Raw genomic sequence first — 26444 nt, forward strand, 5'->3', positions numbered from 1 at the left:
TTGGCTAAATATACGAACATGCCGTGACATTGATATGACATTGCCACTTGCGGTAATAATGTTACAAAGCAGGCAAGAACGGAGCCGCCATTTGCTCACTGATCTGCCACAATTTGTTGCGTGCCGATGCGTTCTGAGCGGCCAGGGTGGTCTTGGTGACCTCCCCTTTTTTGAAGTATTGTCCGTTGAGTTTAGGGCTCAGCTTAACAGCTCCAGCCAAGAAGATGGAAGTTTGAGCCCCCTTTTCGGCGCTGATCATAAACGGCCTGGCCAACCACGACAGGATATTACCCCAAAAACCGGCGTCCTTCCAAAAAGCTGTACTTACCACGCCTGGATGCAATGCGTAGGCCGTGATCCCTAAATTACCATAACGCTCGGCCAGGGCAAGAGTGAAGTAGATGTTGCAAAGTTTGGCAAGTCCGTAGGCTTTGATGGGCGAATAATCGTTGCTGAACTGAATATCATTCAGATACTGTGGCCGTGCCGCCTTGTGTGCTTCGGATGATACATTGATCACACGGGCCTGCCCTTTTTGTAGTAAAGGCATCAGGTTCATGGTCAGCACGAAGTGCCCCAGGTGGTTCATGGCAAAGGTTAGTTCCACTCCGTCGGCACTCTCCTGGCGTTTAGCGTTAATGCCGCCTGCGTTATTAATGAGCACGTTGATGGCGAACAGCTTTCCCTTTAATTCATTAGCGGCATTCACTACGCTCTGCATATCGGCCAGATCGCAATGCACCACAAAGATGCTGCGGTTACCCGAGGCGGCGATCAGCTCCTTTTTTAACGCTTCACCTTTTTGCACATCACGCACCAGCAGATACAACGCATGATCGATCTTGGCCAATGCCAAGGCGGTCTCTTTACCTATACCTGAAGTAGCTCCGGTGATGACCGTGGTCCTGAATGGCATATATGAATGATAAAATGAGGTAAATACTTAACTATCGCTATTGACGTGCAAAGTTAAGAGGTGAACGATCACAATTGTTTGTGGAGTGTAAAGATGGAGGCCATGATCACCACGGTGACTAAATAAGAATGCGCCGTTGCGAGGAGTTAGAACGGAACGATCAAAAGTGCAAGGGCCCAACCATACACGGATCCCTGATCGTTCCGCTCCCCGCAGCGGCGCATCTTAATGGGTTAGCTATCTTGCCCGGGCGATCACCTGCGCCCGGTGATTCCAGGTAAACGCGCCAGGCTAAGCTAACTTTTGAAATTCTTACTCAAATCTAAATCATTTTACTCAATATTTTACGCACATATTAATGATACCTCTAAATATTTTCCATTTATTGATAGAAATTTGAATTATTTATCTTAAAACACCTAAATATTAGTATTAAATCCTCATTATCTTAACGTTTATAACCACCAAACAGACAAAATTTATCTATGATACGATTCTGTCGCAACAAGATCTTACAAGAATACTAAAACCGACATCATCTACCTCAAAGCACATAGAACATCAGAACAAGAGATAAGTTCCACTACGAAAAATATTTTAATTTAAAATTTGCATATCTACGAATAGTTCGTAGATTTACGAAAACATCGTAGACATGGAAAGATTGACGCAACAAGAAGAAGAGGCCATGCAGGGCGTGTGGCAAGTGGGTCCCTGTTTTATCAAGGAACTGTTAGATGCCATGCCAGAACCTAAGCCGCCTTATACCACCCTCGCCTCCACGGTAAAGAACCTGGAGCGCAAAGGCTATGTGATGGGCGACAAACAAGGCAACAGTTACCGTTACCAGGCCCTGGTAAAAGAGGAGGACCACAAGAAAAGATTTATGAACGGTGTAGTGAACAACTACTTCCAGAACTCCTATAAAGAGTTGGTCACCTTTTTTGCACAAGACAAAAAGATAACCGCCAAAGACCTGCAAGACATCATTGACCTGATCGAGAAACCCAAAAAATGACCGTTATGCCAGCGCTGCTATTATATCTGTTAAAAGTGAACGTGGCCCTGCTGCTTTTTTGCCTGGGCTACTATGCCATACTGCGTAAGTTAACTTTCTATACGCTCAACCGCGTATACCTGGTACTGGCCATCGTGTTCAGTACCATATACCCACTGGTTGACCTGAGCGCATTTGTTGAACGCCACGAAAAACTGGCCACCCCAATAAGCTATATGGTGATCAATATGAACGTGCGGGCCGCTCAACTGATACGACCTGTGACAGAGACCAACTACTGGGACTGGGTGCTTATGTTGTTTTGGACCGGCGTAACGGTAATGAGTGTCAGGCTTGTTCTACAATTTTGGTCGTTGATGCGATTGCACCAGCGATCAAGACCGGCCAATGTTGCCGGCCACAAAGTAAGGCTGATCAGTCACGAAGTAGACCCCTTCTCCTTTTGGCAAAGCATTTATATTCATCTACAACAACATACGCCTGAAGAGTTAGGGCCGATCATTGCACACGAGCAGGTGCATGTGAAGCAATGGCACAGCCTGGACGTTTTGCTGGCCGAACTAAGCCTGGTGTTCTACTGGTTCAACCCCGGGGTATGGCTCATTAAAAAAGCCATTAGCGAGAACCTTGAATTCATTACCGACCAACAGATCCTGCAGCAAGGCGTTGATGCCCGGGAGTATCAATACAGCCTGCTTTATGCCAGCCTGAACACATCTCCTAATGCCATGGTAAACCATTTTAATGTATCTACTATCAAAAAACGTATCATGATGATGAACTCCAAAAGATCTTCGGCGTACAGCCTAACCCGGTATAGCTTTGTGTTACCTGCTATATTGGTGCTACTATTCACCTTTGGCACAACCAAAGCTGCCTACATCAAAAAAAGCCTTACCTCTGCCGGTAAAGCGACCGATCATCTTATCTCAGGACTTTCGGCCGGTATCAGTTTCCCTGAAAACGAAAAACTTGACCTCAGCAAAGAGGCCGCCCTACGCCAACGGACACTTAAAGCCGCTGTTGACCTGGCCAATGATGCGGGCATAAGTACTGACACCCCTAAGACAGGCGGCAAAAAAGCCAGCTCTGCTCAGTATATGGTGGATGGAAAATTTATAAAGCGATCGGCCCTTCCCAAGATCGAACCCAACGATGTCGACAAAGTGTTCGTGTTCAAGGGCAATGAAGCGAAGGACTTTTTTGGTGACAAAGCGAAAGACGGGATCGTGCTGATCATGACCAAACATGGCGCCAACTCGCCGGAGGCTATCGCCATTAAAGAACGGATACCGATGATCATGAAGGAATACCGTTCACAACAGCAGACAGCCTACCGTCCAACGCAACGTCCCGGGGTAGGTGCTAACATTGACAGTCAAATAACGGTGAACCTCATGAAAGTGCTCATGACCAAAGCGGATACCAACCGATATGGCCTCGGTTCTATTACCAAGGCGACCTCTGGAACTAAAGCCGACACGATCGCCAAAATGAGAAGAAGTGGCGTCGCTTTTACTGTTCCGGCGAACAGCCATCTGATGACGATAAAGACATCAATGCTGAATGGAAAAGACCCTCTATACGTGGTTAACGGACAGACCTTAGAAGCGAATAGAATTATGACGGTCGATATGAATGCCATTGAGTCGATCAACGTTTTAAAAGATTCGGTCGCTACTGCACTCTATGGTAAAAAAGCAACCAACGGCGTCATCATCGTGACCACCAAAAGAGCGATACCTATCATCAAATAACCTTGACCTCACACGCGATCAGCTGGCTTCGGCCAGCTTTTCGTGTTCAAGGAGGTCGAGCAGCGCTTTTTCAGCGGCCCTTAATTCGCTAGCCTTTTCCTCTTTGTCCTCATCCAAGTGACCAATGTATTTAAACAAGTGACCTTCCTCATAAGCCTTGATAATGGTCGGGTGTACATAATATTTCTTACACACCGTGCGCGTGTTGCCTAAGGTAAGCGCCACATCATCAAGCACGCTGATGATGTTCTTTTTACATTGGGTCTGGTTCTCGTATTCGCCAGCCTCCTTGAACGCGAACAACGCGCTCACGCTCCCGGCCCAGGTCCTGAAATCTTTGGCGGTAAAGTCCTCGCCGGTGATATCCTTTAAGTATGTGTTCACATCGCCCGAGTCGATGGTGCAACGCTTGCCCTCATCGTCATAATATTGAAACAGCTCCTTACCCGGCACATCGCGGCATTGTTTCACCAATCGGGCCAAACGCTTACTTTGCAGGGCTATCTTGTGGTATACGCCCTTTTTACCCTTGAACTCGAAATTGATCTTGGTGCCATCGATCTTCACATGCTTATCCATCATGGTGGTAAGCCCATAAGAACCGTAAAGTTTTTTATACGATTCGTTACCGATACGGATACTGGTGAGCTCCATTAAGCGCACCACCAAGGCCAAAACTCGGTCATGGTCGAGGTTACGGCGCAGCAGGTCCTTGTCCACACGCTCGCGTATGGTAGGCAGGTGCGCAGCAAAGGTCTGTAAACGATGATATTTCGACTGATTTCGAAGTTTGTTCCAATCAGGGTGATAGCGGTATTGCTTACGCCCGGCTGCATCAGTTCCCGTGAACTGCAAATGCCCATTCTCGTGCGGCGATATCCAAACATTGGTGTAGGCCGGCGGGATCACCAGCTTACTAAAACGCTGTACCAGCTCCTTGTCCTTCACCAACTTGCCATCAGGGTCGTAAAAGCTGTAGCCTTTACCACTTTTTTTGCGTGTATAGCCAGGTGTGGTCGTGTCAGACACATAGCGCAGTCCAGCGGCTTTGGCGGTCACCTTGGGATCGCGGCCGATCTTTTCCAGTTTTTTAAGGAGGCGGTTCATGATGGTATATCCGTTACAACGTACTACCATATCATTAGTTTGCACTCAACGCTTCATGACCTGCCGTGGCGACCACTAAGATCACATGCTCACTCTGCAGACCGCGACAGAGCGGCTTGCACCAGTTCGGCACCGCCTTCGCTATACGCTAATTGGAGGGCGAAGACATGCCCGTGAGCATCCATTTTTAATAAGGAGCGATGAAGGATGTTGATCATCTTTTCGGGGTCATCAGCATATTTTTTCCTGAAATCTTCATACTGGAACTCAAGAAATATGAGGCATAGCGCGTTCTCCATGGTTTGCACGTCGGCATCCACCTTGATGCGCTTTTTAAGAAGGATCTCGGTCACGCGGCTTATCTGCTCATCGGCATAGCCCGCTTGTCCCATCAAGCCTGAAGCGATCTCTGCGTGATGCAGGGCAAGGTCTTTACGCCATTTCAGGTATGCCTCGCGCCCTTCGGGGTAACTTTCTCGGGGCATCTCCCAGCGGCCAATGTGCTGGCAACGCGAGGCCAACAACAACTCTTCACTGGCCTGCGGATCAAGTAGAAGCACCCTATCATGAAGCTTCAAGGCAAAAAAATATTCCTGCGGATAGCTTGTTCCCTCCCACTCAAAAGTGCGTGGGTCGTTGCGGTTATAAGCATCAAAAAGATCAAAGGCGGCCTGGAGTTGCGTCATGGCCACAAGGTAGGTATTTTTTGAACATGGCGTGGATAGCGTCCATGCTGAACGTCCGAGTGTTGGACCATAAGCGTCGTGTCATTACACCTTCAACATATCAGCGTATGGGCTGTTATAGCAACGGTGCATTAATGCTTATCGTTCCAAAAATATTATCTTTACCGCCTCATGAGCAGAACCGTAACGCCGTACCAGAACCAGCAAGCGACCAAGAAAGAACAGGTGGCCGATATGTTCAACAACATATCAAAGACCTATGATTTTTTGAACCATTTCATGTCATTAGGTATCGACATCGTTTGGCGCAAGATCGCCATCAATGAGCTAAAGGCCGATAAGCCTAAGCGCATCCTTGATGTGGCCACCGGTACGGGTGACCTCGCCTTTGAGGCGCTATCCATACTGAAGCCTGAGAAGATAGTAGGTGTTGATATATCGGCCGGGATGCTGGAGATCGCCAAGCAAAAGATAGCCAAACGTGGCCTGGGTCATAAATTCGAAGTTCGTTTGGGCGATTCTGAAAAACTGCCCTTCGAAGCTAACGAATTTGATGCGATCACGGTGGCTTACGGGGTACGCAATTTTGAGGACCTGGAGGCAGGCCTTGCAGACATGCTACGTGTAATGAGGCCGGGCGGTAAACTGGTGGTGCTCGAGTTCTCCAAACCAAGAGTGTTCCCAGTTAAACAGCTTTACAATTTCTATTTTAACTATATCACGCCCGGCATTGGCAAATTGTTCTCTAAAGATTCGCGGGCTTACACCTACCTACCTGAATCAGTAGCAGCGTTTCCTGATGGCAAGCGGTTCACCGACCTGATGGATAAGGTTGGATACAAAGCCACCAAGAGCCGTCCGCTAATGTTCGGTATATGCTCGGTGTATACGGGCATCAAGTAGCATGAGAAAAAAAGGAGCCATATTGCTTTGCATGGCAATGCTGCTATCGCACCTGGTGATGGCACAAAGCTATGCCTCTGGCGGTGGCGCCGACGATAACGACCTGAGTTTTGGCTTCACCTTTCAGTATGTGATGCAGAACTATAAGATCATTAAGCAGCCAGACTGGCAAAAACCTTTGTATAACAACGAAGACCCTTTTAATCAGCTTACCACTAACGTGACGAGCATCAGCTCGCGTACCACGCCTGGTTTTGCCGTAGGTTTCATCACACGCTACCGGTTGACCGAATTTTTGGAAGCACGTACCACTCCCGGTCTCGTATTTGCCGACCGTGAACTGCTCTACACCTTTGCCAAGCCAACCACACCCAACAGCCAGCTGCAGTACGACGACATGGCCCGGCAGGTACAAACCACTACTATCGAGATACCTTTACTACTAAAGCTGCGCTCCGAACGCATAGGCAACTTCAGGGGCTACCTCGTAGGCGGTGCCAAATATTCTATCGCCATGAACAAGGGAGAGCCTGACCGTAATGATGCCCCCCTGCAACAAAAGATCCAGAACAAGCGGGGCTTTGCTTCGTATGAGGTCGGTTTAGGATGCGACATCTATTTCGAGTACTTTAAAATGTCGCCCGAGATCAAGGTGGGCAACTCTTTTGGCAACGTACTGGTGGCCAATAACGTACCGTTGATCTCGCCGCTGAGCAAGCTGTTTCTACAAAGCATCATGTTCAGTTTGCATTTCGAATAAAGGCTGACAAAGTTCAATTCGTTTGCTCTGCAGGGTCCGCATCCCACATAAAAAACATAATTTTGGCGTTCAAGTTATACTACTTATGGCTAAGATCGCTTTAATAACAGGGGCTACCGCCGGCATTGGCGAGGCATGTGCCCATCTGTTCGCCCGCGAAGGGTATGACCTTATATTGACCGGCCGCCGTCAGGACCGACTTGACCAGCTGGCTCAGCAACTGAACAACACTTATAATGTGCGTATAGCGGTCGCCGCTTTCGATATTCGCGACCGGGAGCAGGTATCGCATCACCTGGAAACGTTACCGGCCGACCTCAAACAAGTGGACGTGCTGATCAACAACGCCGGTTTGAGCCAGGGCCTCGACCCCATTCAAAATGGCAACGTGGCCGACTGGGATACCATGATCGATACCAATATCAAAGGCTTACTTTACACCAGCAAGATCGTATCGAACTGGATGATCAGCAATGGCCGTGGCCATATCATCAACCTGGGCTCGATCGCGGGTAAGGACGTTTATGTGAACGGCAATGTATATTGTGCCACCAAAGCTGCTGTAGATGCGCTGAACAAAGGCATGCGGATGGACCTGCTGTCACATGGCATCAAGGTGACCGCCATTCATCCTGGAGCAGTGGAGACCGAATTTTCGGAGGTTCGTTTTAAAGGTGATAAGGACCGCGCCAAAAAAGTATACGAAGGGTTTACACCACTTACGGCGCAGGATGTTGCCGAGACCATTTGGTTCGTGGCATCACGCCCGGCCCATGTAAACATCAATGACCTGATCCTGATGCCTACAGCACAAGCTACGGGCACCATGATACATAGAGGTTAGTGAGTTTAGTTATTAAGCTTAAAGTTATTAAGTTATTAGATAAGATAGCTCAATAACTCACAGCTTGATGACCGCAACTTCAATAACCAAATAAATCATTAACTCAGTAACTACACACAACTGAACACATGTCACTACAGACCCAAATAGACCAGGATATAAAACAAGCCATGCTGGCTAAACAAAGCGAAAAGTTGCGTGGTCTTAGAGCCATCAAATCGGCTTTGTTGCTGGCCAAGACCGAAAAAGGTGCTGCCGAAGAGCTAACCGAAGAGGCCGAGATCAAGGTGCTTCAAAAGTTAGTGAAGCAACGCAAGGAATCCGCTGACATATACCAGGCTCAGAACCGCCCTGACCTTTACCAGATCGAAACAGAAGAAATGGAAGTGATCGAGGCGTACCTACCCAAACAAATGGACCGTGCCGAGATCGAGACCTACCTGAAAGACCTGATCGGTCGTGTAGGTGCGACCTCTGTTAAGGACATGGGTAAAGTGATGGGTGCTGCCAACAAAGAACTAGCCGGCAAGGCCGATGGCCGCACCATATCAGAGGTAGTAAAACAATTACTGGCCTAATTAAATTTCCTTAATGTTAGGAACTATGTTCCAAACAGCTAATTTTATGCCGTGATGTGACCATCGTTAACATCAATGCCGGTCACTTAAATGTATTACTTGTACGTGTTATGAAATTTGTGCTTAAAGAAGAAAAAGGATTTATATACATTGATGAAGGCAAAGGCGATGTACTGCTGCTGCTTCATGGCCTTATGGGTGCTTTAAGCAACTGGGAAGCGGTGATCGATGAGTTCAAGGACCGGTACCGGGTCATTATCCCTATCCTTCCTATATATGATCTGCCTTTGCTTACCACCGGTGTAAAAACACTGAGTAAATACGTGCACCGGTTCATCAGGCACATGGAGCTTGAGAACATCACCCTGATCGGCAATTCACTTGGCGGTCATGTGGGACTGATCTATACCCTGGCTCACCCTGAGCGCCTCAAGTCATTGGTGCTTACCGGCAGCTCAGGCTTGTACGAGAACGCATTTGGCGGATCTTTCCCACGTCGCGAGAACTATGAGTTCGTGAAGGAAAAGGTAGAATATACTTTTTATGATCCGGCCACAGCCACGAAAGACCTGGTGGACGAAGTGTTCATCACCATTAACGATCGCTCAAAGGTGCTGCGCATACTGGCCATGGCCAAATCGGCCATCAGGCACAATATGGCTAAGGAACTGCACAAGATCACCATGCCGGTAGGCCTGATCTGGGGCCGTAACGATAAGATCACACCTCCCGAAGTGGCGGTAGAGTTCCATCAGTTGTTCCCGCAATCGAAATTATATTGGATCGATCAGTGCGGACATGCACCGATGATGGAACAACCAGAGGAGTTCAACCGTATATTAAAAGAGTACCTGGGGACGTTAAAGGTCGACCCCGTAAAACAAGAAGTTTAGTTATGCTTGCGACCGAGTTAGCTGCCAATATCATCCCTCCTGTGGCCACCACTGATCCCATTCAGCTGGCGATCGACCGTATGGTGGAGTTCAGGGTGAGGCACCTGCCGGTGGTGAACAACAACATTTTTATAGGCTTATTGGCCGAGCAGGACATCACCGAGCCCGACCATACCCTGCCCGTAAGTGAGTTACCTCACTTACATGTCAACAACTTCATCTTTCAGGAGCAGCACGTTTACGAGGTGATCCGCATGTTCTATGAACAGGAACTCACCATTGTACCCATCCTGGATGCGGCAAAGAACTATACCGGCGTAGTGACGCTGAATGCCATGAACGCTTACTTTGCGCAGATCACGGCGGTATCGCAGCCCGGAGGTGTTATCGTGCTCGATATCAGCAACAAGGATAACTCGATGGCGCAAATGGCCCAGATCGTGGAATCAGATAATGCGCAGATCTTAAGCTCCTACGTTCGCACATTTCCAGACTCCACACGGATGGAAGTGACCCTTAAACTGAATAAACCAGACATTGCTTCTATAAATGCTGCATTTTTGCGGTATGGCTATGATGTAAAGGCCTCTTTTGACCAGCACGATGGTGATGATGACTCGTTGAACCGCTACGAATCATTCATGAATTACCTTAACATGTGACCCCGCCGATGACGATATTAATTTATGGCCGACGCTTTAACGACACCGTTCTCCCCTACGTACAACAGGTATTTGATGTACTTGCGCAACATGATGTGCAGGTGTACATCCACCACCAGTTCAACGATACGTTAAAGGAACAGATCAGCAAGGTGCCGTTCCCGGTACTGCAAAGTGAGACCCCGCTGGGTGGAAACATCGATGTGGTGATCACCCTTGGTGGCGATGGTACCCTGTTAGATATGGTGACCTTTGTGCGCGATAGCGGCATTCCGATCATTGGTATCAACTTTGGTCGCCTGGGATTTTTGGCCAGCGTGAACAAGGACGACATTGCCGCAGCACTTTTTGCATTGGTGAACCGTCAGTACACACTTGATAGCCGCGAGATGCTGAGCGTGAGCTCGGAAGCAGAGATATTTGGCAAGGACAACTTTGCGCTGAACGACATCACCATCCACAAGCGGGATGATGCTGCCATGATCACCATGCACGCCTATCTTGATGGCGAGTTCCTGAACACATATTGGGGCGATGGTATCATCATCTCCACCTCTACCGGCTCTACTGCTTACTCGTTAAGCTGCGGCGGGCCGATCATCTATCCGCGCTCTAATACTATCGTAGTAACGCCGGTATCGCCTCATAACTTGAACGTGCGCCCGATCGTACTGCCCGATACCAGCACCCTTACCTTTGAGGTGGAAGCACGCAACGCTACCTGCCTCATATCATGTGATTCACGTACGGCGGTGATCGATAGCAAGTTCAAGTTCGATATTCATAAGGCAGGCTTCCAGGTGAACCTGGTACGCTTACAGAACGAAAGCTACCTGGAGACCTTGCGCAAAAAACTATTGTGGGGATTGGACGCCCGCAACTATTAGCCTTACTGTTATGAAGCGCTTCCTGCTGCTCATCGCCCTTTGTTTATTTGCGTTACACAGTAATGCTCAGCAATGGGAATTTGGCGTACAGGGTGGCGCAGCAGGTTACATTGGCGACCTTAACCAACGCAACCTATTGCAAGTGAGCGGAGCCATGCAGGGGCTTCATTTGCGTTATAATATCAACGGGCATTGGTCCATCAAAGCAAGCCTAAGTAAGGCGCAGGTAGAAGCTGCGGACAGCACATCCAAATACGCCGAACAACGACAACGCAATCTGAGCTTTTATACACCGTTTACCGAAGGTGCGTTGATCGGCGAGTTCAATTTTATGGAATACTTGCCCGGCGACCGTTATCATGACTTCACCCCCTTTGTTTACGGAGGTATAGCTGCGGTCAATTACACACCCAAGGCTATTTATAACGGGCAGACCTATGACCTGCGTCCCTTGAACCTCGAGCAGTCGCCGCAAACCTACGGTACCACCGCTGTGGCGGTCCCCTTTGGAGCAGGTGTAAAATTCAATCTGTTTAGCTCAGTAAGCCTCACTGCCGATGTAGGGTATCGCACGGTATATTCAGACCACTTTGACGATGTGAGCGGTAATTATGCCGACCGAAACACCTTTGTTGACCCTATCGCCCGGGCACTGTCTGACCGTTCAGGCGAACGGACCGGCGTATATATAGGCACTGCCGGTAGCCAGCGTGGCGACTACCGGAAACACGATACCTACGTCTTTTTCGGGCTAAGCCTTTCTTATACTATTCTTGGCCAGAAGTGCTACTATAAGTAACTGCTGGCACTGCGTTCGATCTAACAGCGTTTTGGTGAACAGCAGTTTTAATAGCTGCCGGTTTTACTGAAGCACGGGCAGGCTCGTTGCATTTACCAAGCAAAGTATAAATGATAATAAAGATAACGATGGTAGACAAACAGCCTCCACCTAATTTTTTTGCGCCCCAGGCGGCGATCAGCGCACGGAAAAATTTATTCATTTGTTGAGGGTTTTATAACAGTACCCTCATAAATGATAATTGTTTGAATAGAGATAGTAAACGTAGCTTTAAAGGCTAAAAACAGGCATTAAGGTAGAGCCTACTCCCCTTCCGGGTACTTGCGGAAGATGCTGTTGATGCGCATTTGTATCACCCCAAAAAAAGCTTCGCGGAAGATACGGGTCGACATTTTAGAGACGCCCTCGGTACGATCGGTAAAGATGATCGGTATCTCCACCACCTTAAATCCATGACGGATAGTGGTGTACTTCATCTCGATCTGGAAGGCGTAGCCCACAAATTTGATCTTATCCAAACGGATGGTCTCCAATACCTTGCGCTTATAGCACACAAAGCCAGCAGTAGCATCATGGATATCGATACCGGTGATCATGCGTACATATACCGATGCATAGTAGCTCATGAGTACGCGGTTCATGGGCCAGTTCACTACATTGACACCTTTCACGTAGCGCGACCCGATGGCCATATCGGCACCTTCAGCACAGGCCTCGCGCAAGCGTAACAGATCATCAGGGTTGTGTGAAAAGTCGGCATCCATCTCAAAAATGTAGTCGTACTGGTGCTTGATGGCCCACTTAAAGCCATGTATGTACGCCGTGCCTAATCCCTGCTTCCCCTTACGCTCCTCGATGTATAAACGTCCCGTGAACTCGTTCTGCAGGCTTTTAACGATACTGCCCGTGCCATCAGGTGATCCATCATCAATGATCAGTACATGCAGATCGTACGGCAATGAGAATACCTTGCGGATCATTCGCTCGATGTTCTCTTTTTCGTTATAAGTAGGGATGATGACTATGCTATCGGGCACGGTAAGTAATTAATGTACGAGTGGCAAAAGTACATATTTAAGCCTTTAAAAAACAAAAGCAGGAAAGTAACAACTTCCCTGCTTTAAGTTAAATTATGTTAAACGGTGTGGTTACAGGTTGGTGGTCTCGGCCACTAACTTGTTCTCGTCCTCAGTAACGTAATTGCGCTCTTTCAATCTTGGTGATACGAATAAGTAAACCACCAGGAAAACATTGATCAGCACCACGAAGAACCAGAAGTAGCTGGCTCCCTCGAAACGAGAGAAAAATCCGTGGTTAGAGATACTGCTATTCACGAACGCCACGAACATGTTACCTATAGCAACGGTAAGCAGCCAGATCGCAGACATGGTGCTCTTCATCGACTTTGGCGACTGGGTATAAGCGTACTCCAGACCGGTGATCGATACCAGCGTTTCTCCGGCAGATAGTACCATGTAAGCCAGTATCTGCCACCACACGGTCGGGTGTTGACCAGCATCGATCTTTTCCTGCAACAACGCGATGATCACGAACGATAAACCAGTAAGGAATAAACCTGCGCCAAAACGACGAAGCGGTGTTGTTTTGATACCGATCTTATCCAAGAATGGATACAAGCCATAGTTGAATATCGGAATGAACGACAGTAAGAAGATAGGGTTAGCCGTTTGGATCTGCTCAGGCAGTAGCTTGTAACCGAACATGGTCAGGTCAAGCTTAGTGGCCTGCAATACCCATTCGGATAAGCTTTGGTCCCACATGGCCCAAAACACCGGTACGAAAGCGAAAACGGCCATTACTCGCCAAACCGCTTTCATGCCTTCTACCTTTTCAGGATCGAACTTTTCTTTGGCTACGTCAAGCAACGACTGCCCTTTTTGTTTTTTGCCCATGTTGAATAAGGCATACAGCGATATAAAGACAAAGTTATTCTTGTTGACCCCTTGTGGAGGCAGCCTTACATATTTTTTACGACCTGTGAAAAAGATGATGGTAGCTAACGCCATTAGCACACCTGGGATACCGAACGCCCACTGCGCGCCATAGTGTTTATAAATGTAAGGGATGGCGATGGTTGATAGCACAGAACCAGAGTTGATGGCAAAGTAGAACCATCCATAAACCTTTGACAAAAGGCTTTGATTGGTCTTATCGAACTGATCACCAACGTTGGCCGATACGCATGACTTGATACCGCCCGCACCGATCGCGATCAGGATAAGGCCATATCTGAACCCGGTAAGGTCAGTATCAAAAAGTGCCAGGCACAAGTGCCCTAAGCAGTAAATGATAGACACATAAAGGATCACTTTGTATTTACCAAAGAACCAGTCGGCAGCCAGCGCACCAACGAATGGTAAGGCGTAAGCCAATGACACAAAGAAGTGCGTGCTCTCGTTGGCCTGAGCCTCGGCTACTGTTTGTAAAGCTGGATTTGCTGTTGGGTTGAAGAACTGAGCCACCAGGAAAGTGGCAAGTATGGAACGCATACCATAGAAACTGAAACGTTCGGCGGCCTCGTTGCCTATGATGTAAGGTATGCTTTTGGGATATTTAGGGTTTACGTTCTCGGTATCAATTGTTAACGGATCTTGAACCATAGTTTAAATTAAAAAATTTTTCTAAAATAGCATTTATATCTCAAACCCGAATTTTGTGTTGAAACATTTACCATCCCCGATACAAAAATGAAGTTATCGTGAAGAAAAGAAAACTGGTCAATTAGATGCTTGAAGCTCATGTATAACAACACTTCGCTCAAATTCAGTACGATAAAAAAGTGGGTCGAAAGATCCTGTTCAGCCGATCTGTCCACAGATCAAGGCAAATAAAATTTTGACCGAGAGTACAACGGGTGCAGAAGATCAGTTACGACGACGGGGCTTCACGGTATTCCTGCGTTCGATCTTGGGGTCGGTCACGCCTTCGTCCTCAGGCATGGGTATGTTGCGCATATCCAGGCCTTCTTTGAACTTCCACTTGCCACCCGTCATCTGGTATCCATCGTAGCTCAGATCCCCACCGTACATCTCGGGCGACATCTGCGCTTTGCCGTCGGGTGCGGCCAGGTGATCAAAAACGATGAGGTTCTGCTCGGGCACATAGCGTAACAACATTGACGCCTGTCGGCTGTATTCAAATACTACGCGATCGCGCATGCGTTTATTACCCGTAAAAACCGGCATACCAAAAACAGGAGCATTGTTCTTGAAGGACAGCACTTCGATCACCTTTTTGGTGGTTTTTACGTTATTCCCTTTCCAGCCTAAGAGCACATAATAAGGGTTAGTGCCAGCTACGTGGATGATCTTGTAGTATTGGGCACCCAGCCATTTTTTGTTATCGGTTATCGTGTCCTCTGCACTATTGATGAATGGTGTTTGATCCTCCAGAGGGTGTAACAGAAGCTTTCCGCCGGTGTTCATCTGTATGGCACCGTAAAAACGGTAACTGCCATCCTCATTCATCACGAACCAACTAAAGATCCTGAATTTATTATCAGGCGACCGCATGATGCTGATCGTCTTCAACGAATCGAAGTTGTAGGCGTAAGAGTTGGGGATCTTCAGGGTGCTTACCAGCGTACGGATGAAGGTGTAATTGGCATTCTTGCGTTCCACATCGCTCTCGTTGTTAACCACCTGCCTGCCCAGTTTGATCAGGCTATCCTGCATGGGCCGCAGTTTGGCCAGCTGATCAGGACTGTTAAAGCGCTGACCGAACGCGGTGCCGCAAACCGTACACCATAACATCACACATATAATAACAACTCGATACATAGGCATTGGTGGCGAAGTATGCTATCAAAAAACGATAATACAACTTATTTTGTTGCAATTAACGTTATTATTGTAAGCAAAGTGGGCGCGCAGTGCTGTCGCCTCCTGTTTACGAAAATCATATGCGTTAAATGGCGATCATTAGTATATCACGTACCAAAGCTTTATTACGTAAATACGCGGTAAGCGTAAAGTTCATTATCATACTTTTGAGCGTATTTCTTATCATCCTGGCATTGCCCAAGCAGGTAAAGTTCAGGTATGAGTTCGAGAAAGGCCGGGTATGGAACCAAAAGGAACTTTTAGCGCCTTACAACTTCGCCATTTTAAAGACCAACGCTGAGCTCGAACGTGATCAGTCGGCAGCTTTACAAAGCGTATCCCCTATTTACCAACTGCGCGCCGATGTACAATTACAGCAGTTAGAAGGCTTTGCTAACGACCTCAATATCAAATGGGCAGGTTCAGGCTTGCCGGAGAAGCAACGGGCCCGGTACCTGGAGATCGGTCGTGCGTTACTGAACCATGTTTATGCCATAGGCATCCTTACACCGGGCATTAAAGACCTGCCCGCCACCGAGGACTACAATATTACGGTGGTGAACAAGAACGTATCGGCCAACAAGAACACCTCGGGCCTGTACACCAAAGAGAAAGCGATAGTTTACTTTGAGCAGGAGCTAAACCTGACCAATGTAGATAAGGCGTTTATGCTTGACCTGCTCCAGAACCGGCTGCAGAACAACCTGATATACGACGACAAGCTTACTGCCCGCATCAAGCGCGACGCCCTGAGTGGAGTATCGACCACGCAGGGCATGGTACAAAAGGACGAGGTGATCGTGGCAAAAGGCACCGTGATCAATGATGAGATATACCAGAAGCTCCTCTCGTACAAAAAATACTTTGAGGACAGCGCCCGGGTGAACGGCAACCGCAAAATGGTGTTCCTGGGTCAGTTCCTGCTCGTATCACTGACCGTGACGCTGCTAATCGTTTTCCTGTACCTCTTCCGTAAAGATATTTACCAGGACAATCGTTTGGTGGGGCTGATCATGCTGGTGATCACGGCCATGCTCGGTACTCTTTCATGGGCGATCAGCCAGCAGCTGCCTAACCTGTATTACATCCCCTACTGCATCGTACCGATCATCATCCGCATCCTGTTCGATACCAGGCTGGCGCTTAACATTCACCTGCTGGTGATCATGATCGCCGGTTTCTATGTGCCTAATAGCTTTGAGTTCGCTTTTTACGAGATCACTGCTGGTATGGTATCGATCTACAGTATCAAGAACTTGCTGCGTCGCGGCCAGTTCCTCACCTCGGCGGCTATCATCACCATCACCTATCTGATCTCGTTCCTGGGTATCAGCTTTATCCGCGAGGGCGACCTGAACAGCATCGAATGGGCAGAGTTCTTTCCATTCGTGGTGAGCGTGATGCTTACCCTGCTGGCCTATCCACTGATCTACGCATTCGAGAAACTGTTCCGTATCACCTCCGATCTTACTCTCATTGAGCTGACCAATACCAACGCGGCCATACTGCGGGAATTAGCCTTTAAGGCTCCCGGAACGTTTCAGCACTCGTTACAGGTGGCTAACCTGGCCGAGAACGCGATATACAGCATTGGTGGTAATGCCCTACTCGTACGTGCGGGCGCCCTGTACCACGACATTGGCAAGATGGAGAACCCTTTATACTTCATCGAGAACCAAACGGCCGGCTTTAACCCTCACGACAAGCTCTCTTACGAAGAGAGCGCACAAATCATCATCAGGCACGTGCGTAAAGGCGTAGAAATGGCAGAGAAAGCGAACCTGCCAGAGACGCTCATCAATTTTATACGCACCCACCATGGCAATACCCGGGTGGACTACTTTTATCAATCTTTTCTCAAGAATTTTCCAGAAAAGTTCATCGATGAGAACATTTTCAGGTATCCTGGACCTATTCCTTTTTCAAAAGAAACGGGTGTATTGATGCTGGCAGACTCTGTTGAAGCGGCATCACGTTCACTCAAAGAGCCCGACGCCGGATCGATCAGCGACCTGGTCGATCGCATCGTAAATTACAAGTTGAACCAGAATCAACTGAAAGACAGCGACATCACTTTAAAAGAGATCGAGACCATCAAAACTATATTTAAACGCATGCTGATGAGCATTTATCACGTACGAATAGATTATTAGAAATAGGTGAAATATTTTTTTGACGGATAGCTTGAATTACTATATTTGCAATCCCAAACGGGGAACATAGTTACTTTAAACGGTGAGGTGCCTGAGAGGCCGAAAGGATCAGTTTGCTAAACTGACGTACGGGAAACTGTACCGAGGGTTCGAATCCCTCCCTCACCGCAAATAACATGTCAAAGTTTTGAAAAACGCCTCAGATCATACGATCTGGGGCGTTTTTGCTTTATAGCCACCTCATTTCAACGCAATTCATCTCAATCGAAGCGAGACCTCTTGCGAGACCTATTGGTCCCTTCGTAAATTAGGTCTCGCTGAACCGCTAAAAGTTTAATTATTAATCTTTAATCGTTAAAGCGATGATCAGAACAGTTTGTATCAACTTCGCGTTGAAAAAGAGCAAAACACTTAAAGACGGTACGGCCCCGGTTTATTTGAGATTGACCGTAGCAGGAGAACGTGTTGAATTTACCACACGCCGGTACATCAGGCCGGAGCGCTGGAATGCCGACCAGCAAAAGATGACCGGCACAAATGAAGAAGCTCGTGTGTTTAACCATTACCTCAAAACCCTTGAACAGCAGGTTTATGATGAGCACAGAAAAATGATGGATGCAAATGCCAACATTTGTGTGGAAGATCTCAAAAACAGATTGCTTGGCAAGGAGCAAAAGGAAAGGCAAAAGATGCTGATCCCCATCTTCAAGGAACACAATAAGCGTCTGCAACTCCTCATCGGAAAAGAATATTCCCAGGGAACGTTGACCATCTTTGAAACCACCTTCAGGCATGTAACTGAATTTATTCTGTGGCAATACCGGAAAGCTGATATAGACATCAAAGCTGTTGATCACGAGTTTATCACATCCTTTGATTTCTATCTGCGGTCAGAATGTAATTGTGCGAATAATACTACGGTCAAATATGTCAAGAACTTTAAGAAGATCATCAGGCTGTGTATAGCGAATGGCTGGCTGGACAAAGATCCGTTCGTTAACTACAAGCCAAAAGTAAAAGAGGTAGTTAGAGATTTTTTGACCAAAGATGAAATTCAAGCAATGGCAGATGCTAAGCTGGTTACCAATCGGGTTAGACAAGTGAGGGATATCTTCCTATTCAGTTGTTTTACCGGGTTAGCGTACGCAGATGTGAAGAAGCTTAAAAGGTCTGAGATCATCAAAGGTATTGATGGGCAACAATGGATTTTTACTTCACGTAAGAAAACAGACACCACATCCCGGATCCCCTTATTACCAACCGCATTGAGGATATTAGAAAAGTATGAGGATAATCCAGAATGCTTGCACAACGATAAAGCATTACCTGTCCTGTCTAATCAGAAAATGAACAGCTATTTAAAAGAAATTGCTGATACGATCGGTATCAACAAGGAATTGACCTTTCATATTGCCAGGCACACTTTCGCTACGGTGGTGACCCTTTCAAACGGCGTATCTATAGAAAGTGTTTCCAAAATGCTTGGTCACCGTAATATTCGCACTACCCAACATTACGCAAAAATTTTAGACGCGAAGGTAAGCGAGGACATGACTGCTTTAAAACAGAAGCTGATAATAAATGAAAATAAATTGTCAAACATTGAAATGGCATAAAAGTCTGCGGTACTCTAACTATTAAACAAAGTATCCGATAAAAATATAAAAAATGCACGAAATGTGCAAAATTTATCTTTTTATCATTCTTGTTAAAGTTTTTTATGTAGCTTTGACAAAAATTGTTATATGTTAATATCATTCGCAGTAACCAATTTTCGATCCATTCGTGAGCGCATGGAAATAAACACGCTCAAAACAGGGTCGAAAGGACTGGTATCGAATTATTTCAAAGCTTCAGGGAAAAGGCAGATGTTAAAGTCTGCTGTATTATATGGGCCGAACGCGTCAGGTAAGTCTGGTTTCTTAACTGCGTTTAATGCTTTACGATATTTGGTCAACGAATCAGCCGGCTTTAAAGTTGATGAAAGCATTGCTCCATACGAGCCTCACCGCCTTGAAAAAAGCTATATTTCGATGCCAACGACATTGGAAATCAGTTTCATCAATAGATGGCAATATGATTATATCATAGTATTTAATGATGAGCAAATTTTACAGGAAGAATTACACTACTATCCTGGTACTGCAAAAAGTCTACTGTATTCGCGATTCGCTGGCAAGGAAATAAAATTTGGGGACTATTTCAAAGGGCCTAAAAAGACGCTTGAAAAAATCACTTCTTCAAATCAACTTCTGTTATCTAAAGCTGCTGAGAATAATGCCGAAGAGGTACTGTTAACAGCGTTTAGGTTTTTTACATCCAAACTCAGGGCATATCCTGTAATGGAAGTGTTCCATGAGCACAATTTAACCTCATTTTATGCGAAGCGGTTAGCTGAAGATAAGGAAAAGGCCTTTACAAAACGTTTCAATGCCATGATTTGCGCACTTGATACGGGTATCAGTTCCGTATCCGTCGAAGAGGTTGATTGGAATAACTATAAGTTTCCCGGAAATATGCCAGACGAAATAAAAAAACAGTTTCAGGAAGACTATAAATACGACATTAAAACGCAGCATTTTGTATTTGACAAAACTGAAAAAATCGGATTTGAATCATTTGATATCAGACAGGAATCTGCTGGCACCCAAAGCCTTTTTGCGATTGGCGGGATCATTTTGGACGCACTGAATCATGGAAGGGTATTAATTATCGATGAGTTCGAGAAGAACTTGCATCCCAACATAACCGGCTTTCTAATTCAGTTATTCCATAACCCTGTAATCAATAAAAACAATGCGCAGTTGATATTCGCCACACATGATATTACTCAACTATCAAATGACAGGTTTAGAAGAGATCAGGTTTGGTTTACACAGAAGAACGAATTTGGTGCAACCTCGCTTTACAGGTGCTCAGATATTGAGGGAATACGTTTAGGGACGCCGTTGGACAAATGGTACGCTTCAGGCAGATTTGGCGCAACACCAATCATCCACGATGCAGATTTTTTAATTGAAATGCAGTCTGATGAGGTTTAAGGTCAATAAGAGAATTTTGATTTTGTGCGAAGGGGTTACAGAATACCTTTATGCAAAAACACTCCAGTCGGAGCTGCCGCGCACTTTGCAGCAGTCTATTTCCGTGGAGGTCTTTTATTCGACCAAGAATGATCCTAAACAGCTAGTTAATGAAGCCCATCGCCGCCTGAAAGCAGCGGTAAAAGAAAGAAACCCGTACGATACAGTTTGGTTATTTTTCGACAAAGATCAATGGCCTGATCTTGAGAGTACATTTAGACAAATTGAAAGGGATAATTTTGAGGTTGCCTATTCCTCCATAGCTATAGAGCACTGGTTTATATTGCATTTTGAGCATCGTGGCAGAGCATTTCAAACAGGGGAAGAAGCATTGCGGCACCTTACCCGACTATGGCCGGAGTACCATAAAACTAAACTCAATCACTATAAACATTTGAAAGAAAGGTTAGCGCTTGCAATGGAACGGGCTAAAATGATCAACCGCCAGCAAGACGGAGAAACGCCCATTCATGTACGTAACCCTTTTTTCACAGTACAACGATTGGTGGACTTTTTTGAAAATTTAAAGGAGGAAGGCACATGACATAAGAGATAACTTACCACACAGATAGGGTATGTCTTATAACAAAAAAAGCCCAGGAAATTGCGGACTCCTGAGCCTTTGATGTATAAGTTCATACGTGCAAGAAAGATGCAGCATACAAACGAGGTTTTCACGTCCTCTTGTTTTTAAACGCACAAAGGTAGAAAAAGTTATCCTTGTAGCAAGTAAAAACGACGTTACGCTGTCATCTCTCCTTGGCCTGTACCTGCGCAGCCTTTGCAGTAATATATTGTTAATATTACTAAAGAGATTAAAAATGACAGATCGTTTTATACAAAAGCCGGTTATCCTGGATGATGACCTAAGTAATGGCAGGCTCAAAGTAAGCCTGTTGATGACCCTATTAGCGGACCACCCTTATAAAGACCAGGTCGCTGAAACTTTCAAGATAGCTGAGATAGAAGAAGAGTATATTTTGGTCGACCATATAGATACTCTATTCAAAAAGATCAGTAATATAAATAAGAACTTTCATCGGTTCGCCGTCAATGCGCAAAGCAAGCATATCAATATTCGGCAAAGCGAAGAGCCGGTAAAAAATCTATCCAATCCGCTTCCTTTGGTCTTCAACTTCGAAGAATATGCAGAGGTAGATGAAGTGAAAACTGATCTAGATTGCTATGCGATCTACGATTCAAAAAACACTTACTTCGATACTTATGACATGGCAAAATATGCCAATCGTCTCTATAAAGATGGTCTTGGAGAACTTGCGCAACATAACCTTGATTATTTCAAAGCTTTAGCGGGCGGACACAAGAAATACAATCGATATCGCAGTTATCGTATGGTCGTCAGCGATGGTCAGGTTTTCCTGCGCGGTATCACATCAGTAGACAGGTATTATGAGTACGGTGTAGATTTCGCATTTGTTGTTTCTATGCTAGCCTTACACAGGGACATGAAAAAGCACGAAGGAAACAGGTACGCAATTACCAGTGCCGCGGCATCTGAATCCAAATTAGAAATCATTGTCGCCGATAAGGATCTGAAAGATGCAGGACCATTTGGAAAAGCCTCATCAGCAATAATTATCACGACCAATGACCTTGGTCAAGGATCACTAAACTACCAGAAGATTATTCGGGTTGGCGGCAGGCTGCATGGAGGTGTTTATCTTTTCAACAGCAAAGAGGAAGCAAACAAGAGTGAGTTAATCATCTCGCACCGAACAGGACCAAAGAAAACGCTGGAAAGTTTGTCCGAATTGGACATGCTATTAAACGACACCCAGGATTTTATCAATGACCTCCTTTCAATAAAAACGATTAAAACACCTGATGAATTACGGGCGCGTATTGAATACAAGTTGACCAATCCGCGTAGTGCTTTCCGGGAAATTCGTGAATTGAGGGACATTTTCAAAACTAAGATCAGTAATGAAATAAAGGCTTTTGCCAAGTTGTTGGAAATGTGTGATAAGGCAGAGCAGCTGGAAATTGACTATGACCTCAAGGACAAATTGAGGTACATTATCTCGGAGATTATTCTAAACAAAAAGTCATAGGGCACAAGTCTTAGCCTATAACGCTTGTAAAAGTCAGTCTTGCGAAAAATGTTAGTAATTTACAAACATTACACGCTTTTTATTAACTAAATTTATACGTTATTAATTATAATACAGCGTCTTAAACCAATTTAAGACGCTGTAAAAAATTCTTAAAAATATGGCAAAAGAAAATGTTGCGGTTAAAGAGAAGAAGGTTGTTCTCGAGCCACAGATATCGCTTACGATGATATCACGCTATATTATAGCTTCGGAGCGGCGTAGAAAAAGTATTTTGAAAGGCTGTAAATATCCACCAAATTACATTCCCAGGTTCTATGAAGTAGCCCGGAAGTTGGTTTGTGAAGCCTTTTCCTTGAATTTTATTGACCAGCATGAAGTTTATTTTGACGATTTCAAACGGCATGCCGCACGGCTTAGAAAAGAAGCGAAAGATTATGCCGAAAACACGGATGATTATAAGAACCGTATATATTCAGCAAAAGGTCTCGACAGCATTGTGGCGATGGAACAATTGTTAACACCCATATTGCAGAAATATGTATTAGAAAACAATCTAACCCGTCGGAGAAACAAAATTATGCAAAACGGTGTGCGCATCGGTGCTATGGCTGATTTGATCTTATCCGATGATTCCTCAACCCCTGTAGGCTTTCTTAAATTCAACTTTTCAACAACCAAGCTAAAAAAGGAAGAAGCTGCGGCAAAGCTTTGGGTACTACATCGCTTCTATTCGGAAAGAGAGTTGAATTTCAATCATAAGATATGCCTCGTAATTGACGTCGCAGCCTGGCGGATTTATAGATTTTCAGACGTTCAAAACCCAGGTAAAGAAATCGATCTTGCCAGTCATGAGATTTTTAACATTTGGAAACTTATCTGACGAAATGTTAACAGGCCAACACCATTGTAAGGGTCTTAATATTTTCGGTCAAGGTTTTTCGTCGCGTTGATTTAGGCTTTTCTCGGTTTTACACTGTTCACACATGAAAGACATTTCCTTATGTTCGAAGACGTTAATATTAAGTAACGCGTTATAGAGGCAAAACGAATTTCCTTTACAGATTTAGCCACATAGCATATCATTAAAAGCCGTCGTTATTTTAGGCATTAATCATTAGTTTATCAAACACACCTCTCCATTGCATGGCTTAAACAACCGGCAGCAGCAAGCAGGAAAACTGTCAAGGGCGCTGCTGCCAATAAAAACAATAATTGCAGCGTTCATACACCCTTGACAGTTTTCCTGCGGTGCTAATTTTGTGATGGCGGTGCAGTGGTCAATAGTTATTAAACGGAAAGGCAATTTTATGGTGAGAGGTAACGAGCTATAGTATTGCCTGTGCGGCAGGAAGGCTGTCGGTATAATGGAACCCGTAGCGATAGCGTGTGGTGAAATGAAACCGTCTGCCTTTCTGCAAAGGCTAATCTTTGAGTTGCTCTATTACCTGATGATACATTTCTTCAGCGGTTATGAACAGCTTGCATACTTTGTCCGACAAAGCTTTTACTGTATCCTTGTCTGCCTTGAAGTCGTCTTTATACCTTGCTGCCGAATAGGCCGTTTGTAACAACTCGAAAAGCTGCACATCTTTAACAACACTAAAGTCAAACACATTTTTCAAGTCATCTGTAAAGATCAACGTTATCCTTAGCTGCCTGGCCAGATTATGAATAGAAAGCCGGTAACCCAAATTTACCCGAATAATAGCGCTTAAAGTGCTTTCTACAGCTTGGTGCATCAGGAACACCGCTAAATTATAATTACCATCATCAAAACAGCTTAGGGACGTATCCAGAAAGTCTTTCCCTTGCTTACCCCAACGGTTCCATATATCTTCTACCTGGCTCTTGATAAATTTTCCATCAGGATTCCGTAGTTCGGGTAACTCAAATTTAGATGACTGGTAAGCTATTTTGTTTTTTTGTAAAGCATTGATAAAAAAGCGGCTTCCTTCTTCAAGCGCTCTAAGGAAAGCATCTGACTTATGAACGATCGCGCAAACATTGATCAGGTGACCGCATTTCTTCTCGATCTTATCTAAAAGTTGATGTTCCGATGTTTTGTCTTGTTCCTTAGTGATGATTAAGAAATAAAACGTATCAGGATCAGGATGTGTCCCAAGGTGAATGATCATTAATACAGACTCGATCTCCTTGAGTATGATCTCTATCAATTGATTTAAGCCAAGCTGTTCAGCCGGTGTAATAGCTTCATTAAACCTGCAATGGAAATTCATTAATGGCAATCTTACCGGATACTGCTTTACCTGAGCAATTATCGTCTCTTCACGCGCATCTGCATTCTTTTTAAATGTTGGTTCGATCTCGCGCTGCTTGATGATCCACGCGGCCTCATATAGCTTCTGCATGTTCTCGTAGAAGTAGATGACATCACTGGTATCTAAGAACTCATCCGCCGAATGATTGGACAAACCCGTTTCCAGCCACTCATAAAGAAAGTCAAGGTACTGGTTAACCGTATAGACCTTAAAAAAATTACTAATTGCGAAATATGGATTGATGCGTTCGATGGGTGACAGGTAGATTGGGTAATGCAGCCATTCCCGCTCTTCTCGCTGTAATTGTACATCAAAGTTGATATGAATGGCATCAGCGAGTTTCAATGCTCTTTTGGTACGACTGATTAAGTAGGCTGCTTCCAGTAACCTTGCATTTAATTGGTGTGTAAACAGCAACCCAGCTGGACTTTTCTTATGTTCATCCGTGTAATAACACTCCTCAATCACATGCTTACGCCACTCCAGTAAGCTTTCTAAATGTCCGGGTAGCCAGTCTGCGGAAAAGAAATCACTGATCACCTTTAAAGGCTCGTTGATCTCATCCTGGTCAAGGTACCGGGGATAAAAGTTCTTTACATCATATTGCTTTAGGTCCATGACTGATACTATTGCGACCGACCTGCATTGACCGGCAACACAAAAGAATAGTACCGTACCCCCGTGCCGAACCACAGCGATTTGTACTTTACAATAATGCGGTTGTTTCGTACATTTACAATAATTGATACATTTACGCCATGGCAGAGACTTTACACATTGGAAGAAAGATTAGCAAGATTCGTGAATTACGCGGTATAAAGCAGGAAACACTGGCATTAGAACTTGGCATCAGCCAACAAGCGATTTCTAAAATTGAACAAAGTGTCGAGGTTGAAGAAGAGGCTTTAAGTAAAATCGCGAAAATACTAGGGGTAACGCCGGAGGCAATCAAGAACTTCAGCGAAGAAGCCGTAGTTAACTACTTCAATACATTCAACGATAATAGTACGAATAACGGCGCTGTTTACGCTTTTAATAGCACATTCAATCCAATTGACAAATTGGTTGAAGTGTTTGAAGAGAACAAAAAGCTTTATGAACAACTACTAACAAGTGAACGAGAGAAAATCGAACTTTTAAAGAATTTGAAATAATATCAAGCTCCGCAAGGGCTTTTTTTATTTGCTATCGTGACCTACATGGTT

The 26444-nt window shown here is 45.4% G+C and carries 25 protein-coding genes and 1 tRNA gene; 18 read left to right on the plus strand and 8 right to left on the minus strand.

Annotated elements, in window-relative coordinates:
• Positions 1-61: 61 nt before the first annotated feature.
• The gene (locus LLH06_RS12640) at positions 62-916 is read right to left on the minus strand and encodes an SDR family oxidoreductase (protein WP_228169652.1); all 855 of its coding nucleotides are present in this window, start codon (positions 914-916) and stop codon (positions 62-64) included.
• 655 nt (positions 917-1571) lie between these two features.
• On the opposite strand from LLH06_RS12640, the gene LLH06_RS12645 reads away from it, so the two are divergent.
• Positions 1572-1934 carry a BlaI/MecI/CopY family transcriptional regulator gene (locus LLH06_RS12645; protein ID WP_228169653.1) on the plus strand — a complete coding sequence of 121 codons (363 nt, stop codon included), beginning with the start codon at positions 1572-1574 and terminating at the stop codon, positions 1932-1934.
• 5 nt (positions 1935-1939) lie between these two features.
• Positions 1940-3691, plus strand: coding sequence for a M56 family metallopeptidase (locus LLH06_RS12650; protein ID WP_228169654.1), 1752 nt, complete (start codon positions 1940-1942; stop codon positions 3689-3691).
• Positions 3692-3709: 18 nt separating this feature from the next.
• On the opposite strand, the gene LLH06_RS12655 is transcribed toward LLH06_RS12650, so the two are convergent.
• Positions 3710-4798, minus strand: coding sequence for a DNA topoisomerase IB (locus LLH06_RS12655; RefSeq protein ID WP_228169655.1), 1089 nt, complete (start codon positions 4796-4798; stop codon positions 3710-3712).
• Between the two features lie 89 nt (positions 4799-4887).
• The gene (locus tag LLH06_RS12660) at positions 4888-5484 is read right to left on the minus strand and encodes a DUF4202 domain-containing protein (protein ID WP_228169656.1); all 597 of its coding nucleotides are present in this window, start codon (positions 5482-5484) and stop codon (positions 4888-4890) included.
• A gap of 171 nt (positions 5485-5655) precedes the next feature.
• Between LLH06_RS12660 and ubiE the strand changes: the two genes are divergently transcribed.
• The 8 genes from ubiE to porG all read left to right on the plus strand — a co-directional run bounded on the left by ubiE (position 5656) and on the right by porG (position 11810).
• Entirely contained in the window at positions 5656-6387 is a 732-nt protein-coding gene (gene ubiE, locus LLH06_RS12665; protein WP_228169657.1) for a bifunctional demethylmenaquinone methyltransferase/2-methoxy-6-polyprenyl-1,4-benzoquinol methylase UbiE, read from the plus strand.
• A gap of 1 nt (position 6388) precedes the next feature.
• The gene (porT, locus tag LLH06_RS12670) at positions 6389-7147 is read left to right on the plus strand and encodes a type IX secretion/gliding motility protein PorT/SprT (RefSeq protein WP_228169658.1); all 759 of its coding nucleotides are present in this window, start codon (positions 6389-6391) and stop codon (positions 7145-7147) included.
• An 85-nt stretch (positions 7148-7232) separates the two neighbouring features.
• Positions 7233-7991 (plus strand): SDR family NAD(P)-dependent oxidoreductase, encoded by a 759-nt coding sequence (locus LLH06_RS12675; RefSeq protein WP_228169659.1) that lies wholly within the window; start codon positions 7233-7235, stop codon positions 7989-7991.
• A 128-nt stretch (positions 7992-8119) separates the two neighbouring features.
• Positions 8120-8569, plus strand: a complete 450-nt coding sequence (locus LLH06_RS12680) for a GatB/YqeY domain-containing protein (RefSeq protein WP_228169660.1) — start codon at positions 8120-8122, stop codon at positions 8567-8569.
• Positions 8570-8679: 110 nt separating this feature from the next.
• The gene (locus LLH06_RS12685) at positions 8680-9462 is read left to right on the plus strand and encodes an alpha/beta fold hydrolase (protein ID WP_228169661.1); all 783 of its coding nucleotides are present in this window, start codon (positions 8680-8682) and stop codon (positions 9460-9462) included.
• Between the two features lie 2 nt (positions 9463-9464).
• Positions 9465-10124, plus strand: a complete 660-nt coding sequence (locus tag LLH06_RS12690; RefSeq protein ID WP_228169662.1) for a CBS domain-containing protein — start codon at positions 9465-9467, stop codon at positions 10122-10124.
• 8 nt (positions 10125-10132) lie between these two features.
• A complete protein-coding gene (locus tag LLH06_RS12695) occupies positions 10133-11011 on the plus strand; it encodes an NAD kinase (protein WP_228169663.1) in 879 nt (292 codons plus the stop codon).
• A gap of 10 nt (positions 11012-11021) precedes the next feature.
• Positions 11022-11810 carry a type IX secretion system protein PorG gene (porG, locus tag LLH06_RS12700; protein WP_228169664.1) on the plus strand — a complete coding sequence of 263 codons (789 nt, stop codon included), beginning with the start codon at positions 11022-11024 and terminating at the stop codon, positions 11808-11810.
• Here the strand turns inward: porG and LLH06_RS12705 are convergent.
• The 4 genes from LLH06_RS12705 to LLH06_RS12720 all read right to left on the minus strand — a co-directional run bounded on the left by LLH06_RS12705 (position 11779) and on the right by LLH06_RS12720 (position 15583).
• Positions 11779-12012, minus strand: a complete 234-nt coding sequence (locus LLH06_RS12705) for a hypothetical protein (protein WP_228169665.1) — start codon at positions 12010-12012, stop codon at positions 11779-11781. The genes porG and LLH06_RS12705 overlap by 32 nt on opposite strands.
• A gap of 100 nt (positions 12013-12112) precedes the next feature.
• Entirely contained in the window at positions 12113-12847 is a 735-nt protein-coding gene (locus tag LLH06_RS12710) for a polyprenol monophosphomannose synthase (protein WP_228169666.1), read from the minus strand.
• A 111-nt stretch (positions 12848-12958) separates the two neighbouring features.
• Positions 12959-14431: a POT family MFS transporter gene (locus LLH06_RS12715; RefSeq protein WP_228169667.1), complete on the minus strand. Its 1473-nt coding sequence runs from the start codon at positions 14429-14431 to the stop codon at positions 12959-12961.
• A gap of 264 nt (positions 14432-14695) precedes the next feature.
• A complete protein-coding gene (locus tag LLH06_RS12720) occupies positions 14696-15583 on the minus strand; it encodes a hypothetical protein (RefSeq protein WP_228169668.1) in 888 nt (295 codons plus the stop codon).
• Between the two features lie 158 nt (positions 15584-15741).
• Between LLH06_RS12720 and LLH06_RS12725 the strand changes: the two genes are divergently transcribed.
• The 7 genes from LLH06_RS12725 (at position 15742) to LLH06_RS12755 (ending at position 23840) form a co-directional block, all read left to right on the plus strand.
• Positions 15742-17805 (plus strand): HD family phosphohydrolase, encoded by a 2064-nt coding sequence (locus LLH06_RS12725; protein WP_228169669.1) that lies wholly within the window; start codon positions 15742-15744, stop codon positions 17803-17805.
• Positions 17806-17886: 81 nt separating this feature from the next.
• Positions 17887-17973, plus strand: a tRNA-Ser gene (locus LLH06_RS12730).
• A 194-nt stretch (positions 17974-18167) separates the two neighbouring features.
• On the plus strand, positions 18168-19421 hold the full coding sequence (locus LLH06_RS12735) for a site-specific integrase (protein ID WP_228169670.1): 1254 nt from the start codon (positions 18168-18170) through the stop codon (positions 19419-19421).
• Between the two features lie 129 nt (positions 19422-19550).
• Positions 19551-20846 (plus strand): AAA family ATPase, encoded by a 1296-nt coding sequence (locus LLH06_RS12740; protein WP_228169671.1) that lies wholly within the window; start codon positions 19551-19553, stop codon positions 20844-20846.
• Positions 20836-21429 (plus strand): RloB family protein, encoded by a 594-nt coding sequence (locus LLH06_RS12745; protein ID WP_228169672.1) that lies wholly within the window; start codon positions 20836-20838, stop codon positions 21427-21429. Before LLH06_RS12740 ends, LLH06_RS12745 begins: the two co-directional genes overlap by 11 nt.
• Positions 21430-21706: 277 nt before the next feature.
• Positions 21707-22957: a hypothetical protein gene (locus tag LLH06_RS12750; RefSeq protein WP_228169673.1), complete on the plus strand. Its 1251-nt coding sequence runs from the start codon at positions 21707-21709 to the stop codon at positions 22955-22957.
• 160 nt (positions 22958-23117) lie between these two features.
• Positions 23118-23840, plus strand: coding sequence for a hypothetical protein (locus LLH06_RS12755; protein WP_228169674.1), 723 nt, complete (start codon positions 23118-23120; stop codon positions 23838-23840).
• A 541-nt stretch (positions 23841-24381) separates the two neighbouring features.
• Here the strand turns inward: LLH06_RS12755 and LLH06_RS12760 are convergent.
• Positions 24382-25857, minus strand: coding sequence for a HEPN domain-containing protein (locus LLH06_RS12760; RefSeq protein ID WP_228169675.1), 1476 nt, complete (start codon positions 25855-25857; stop codon positions 24382-24384).
• A gap of 140 nt (positions 25858-25997) precedes the next feature.
• Here LLH06_RS12760 and LLH06_RS12765 point away from each other — a divergent pair, with 140 nt between their 5' ends.
• Positions 25998-26393 carry a helix-turn-helix domain-containing protein gene (locus tag LLH06_RS12765; RefSeq protein ID WP_228169676.1) on the plus strand — a complete coding sequence of 132 codons (396 nt, stop codon included), beginning with the start codon at positions 25998-26000 and terminating at the stop codon, positions 26391-26393.
• Positions 26394-26444: the final 51 nt, after the last annotated feature.

This window comes from Mucilaginibacter daejeonensis (assembly GCF_020783335.1).
Classification (GTDB): Bacteria; Bacteroidota; Bacteroidia; order Sphingobacteriales; family Sphingobacteriaceae; genus Mucilaginibacter; species Mucilaginibacter daejeonensis.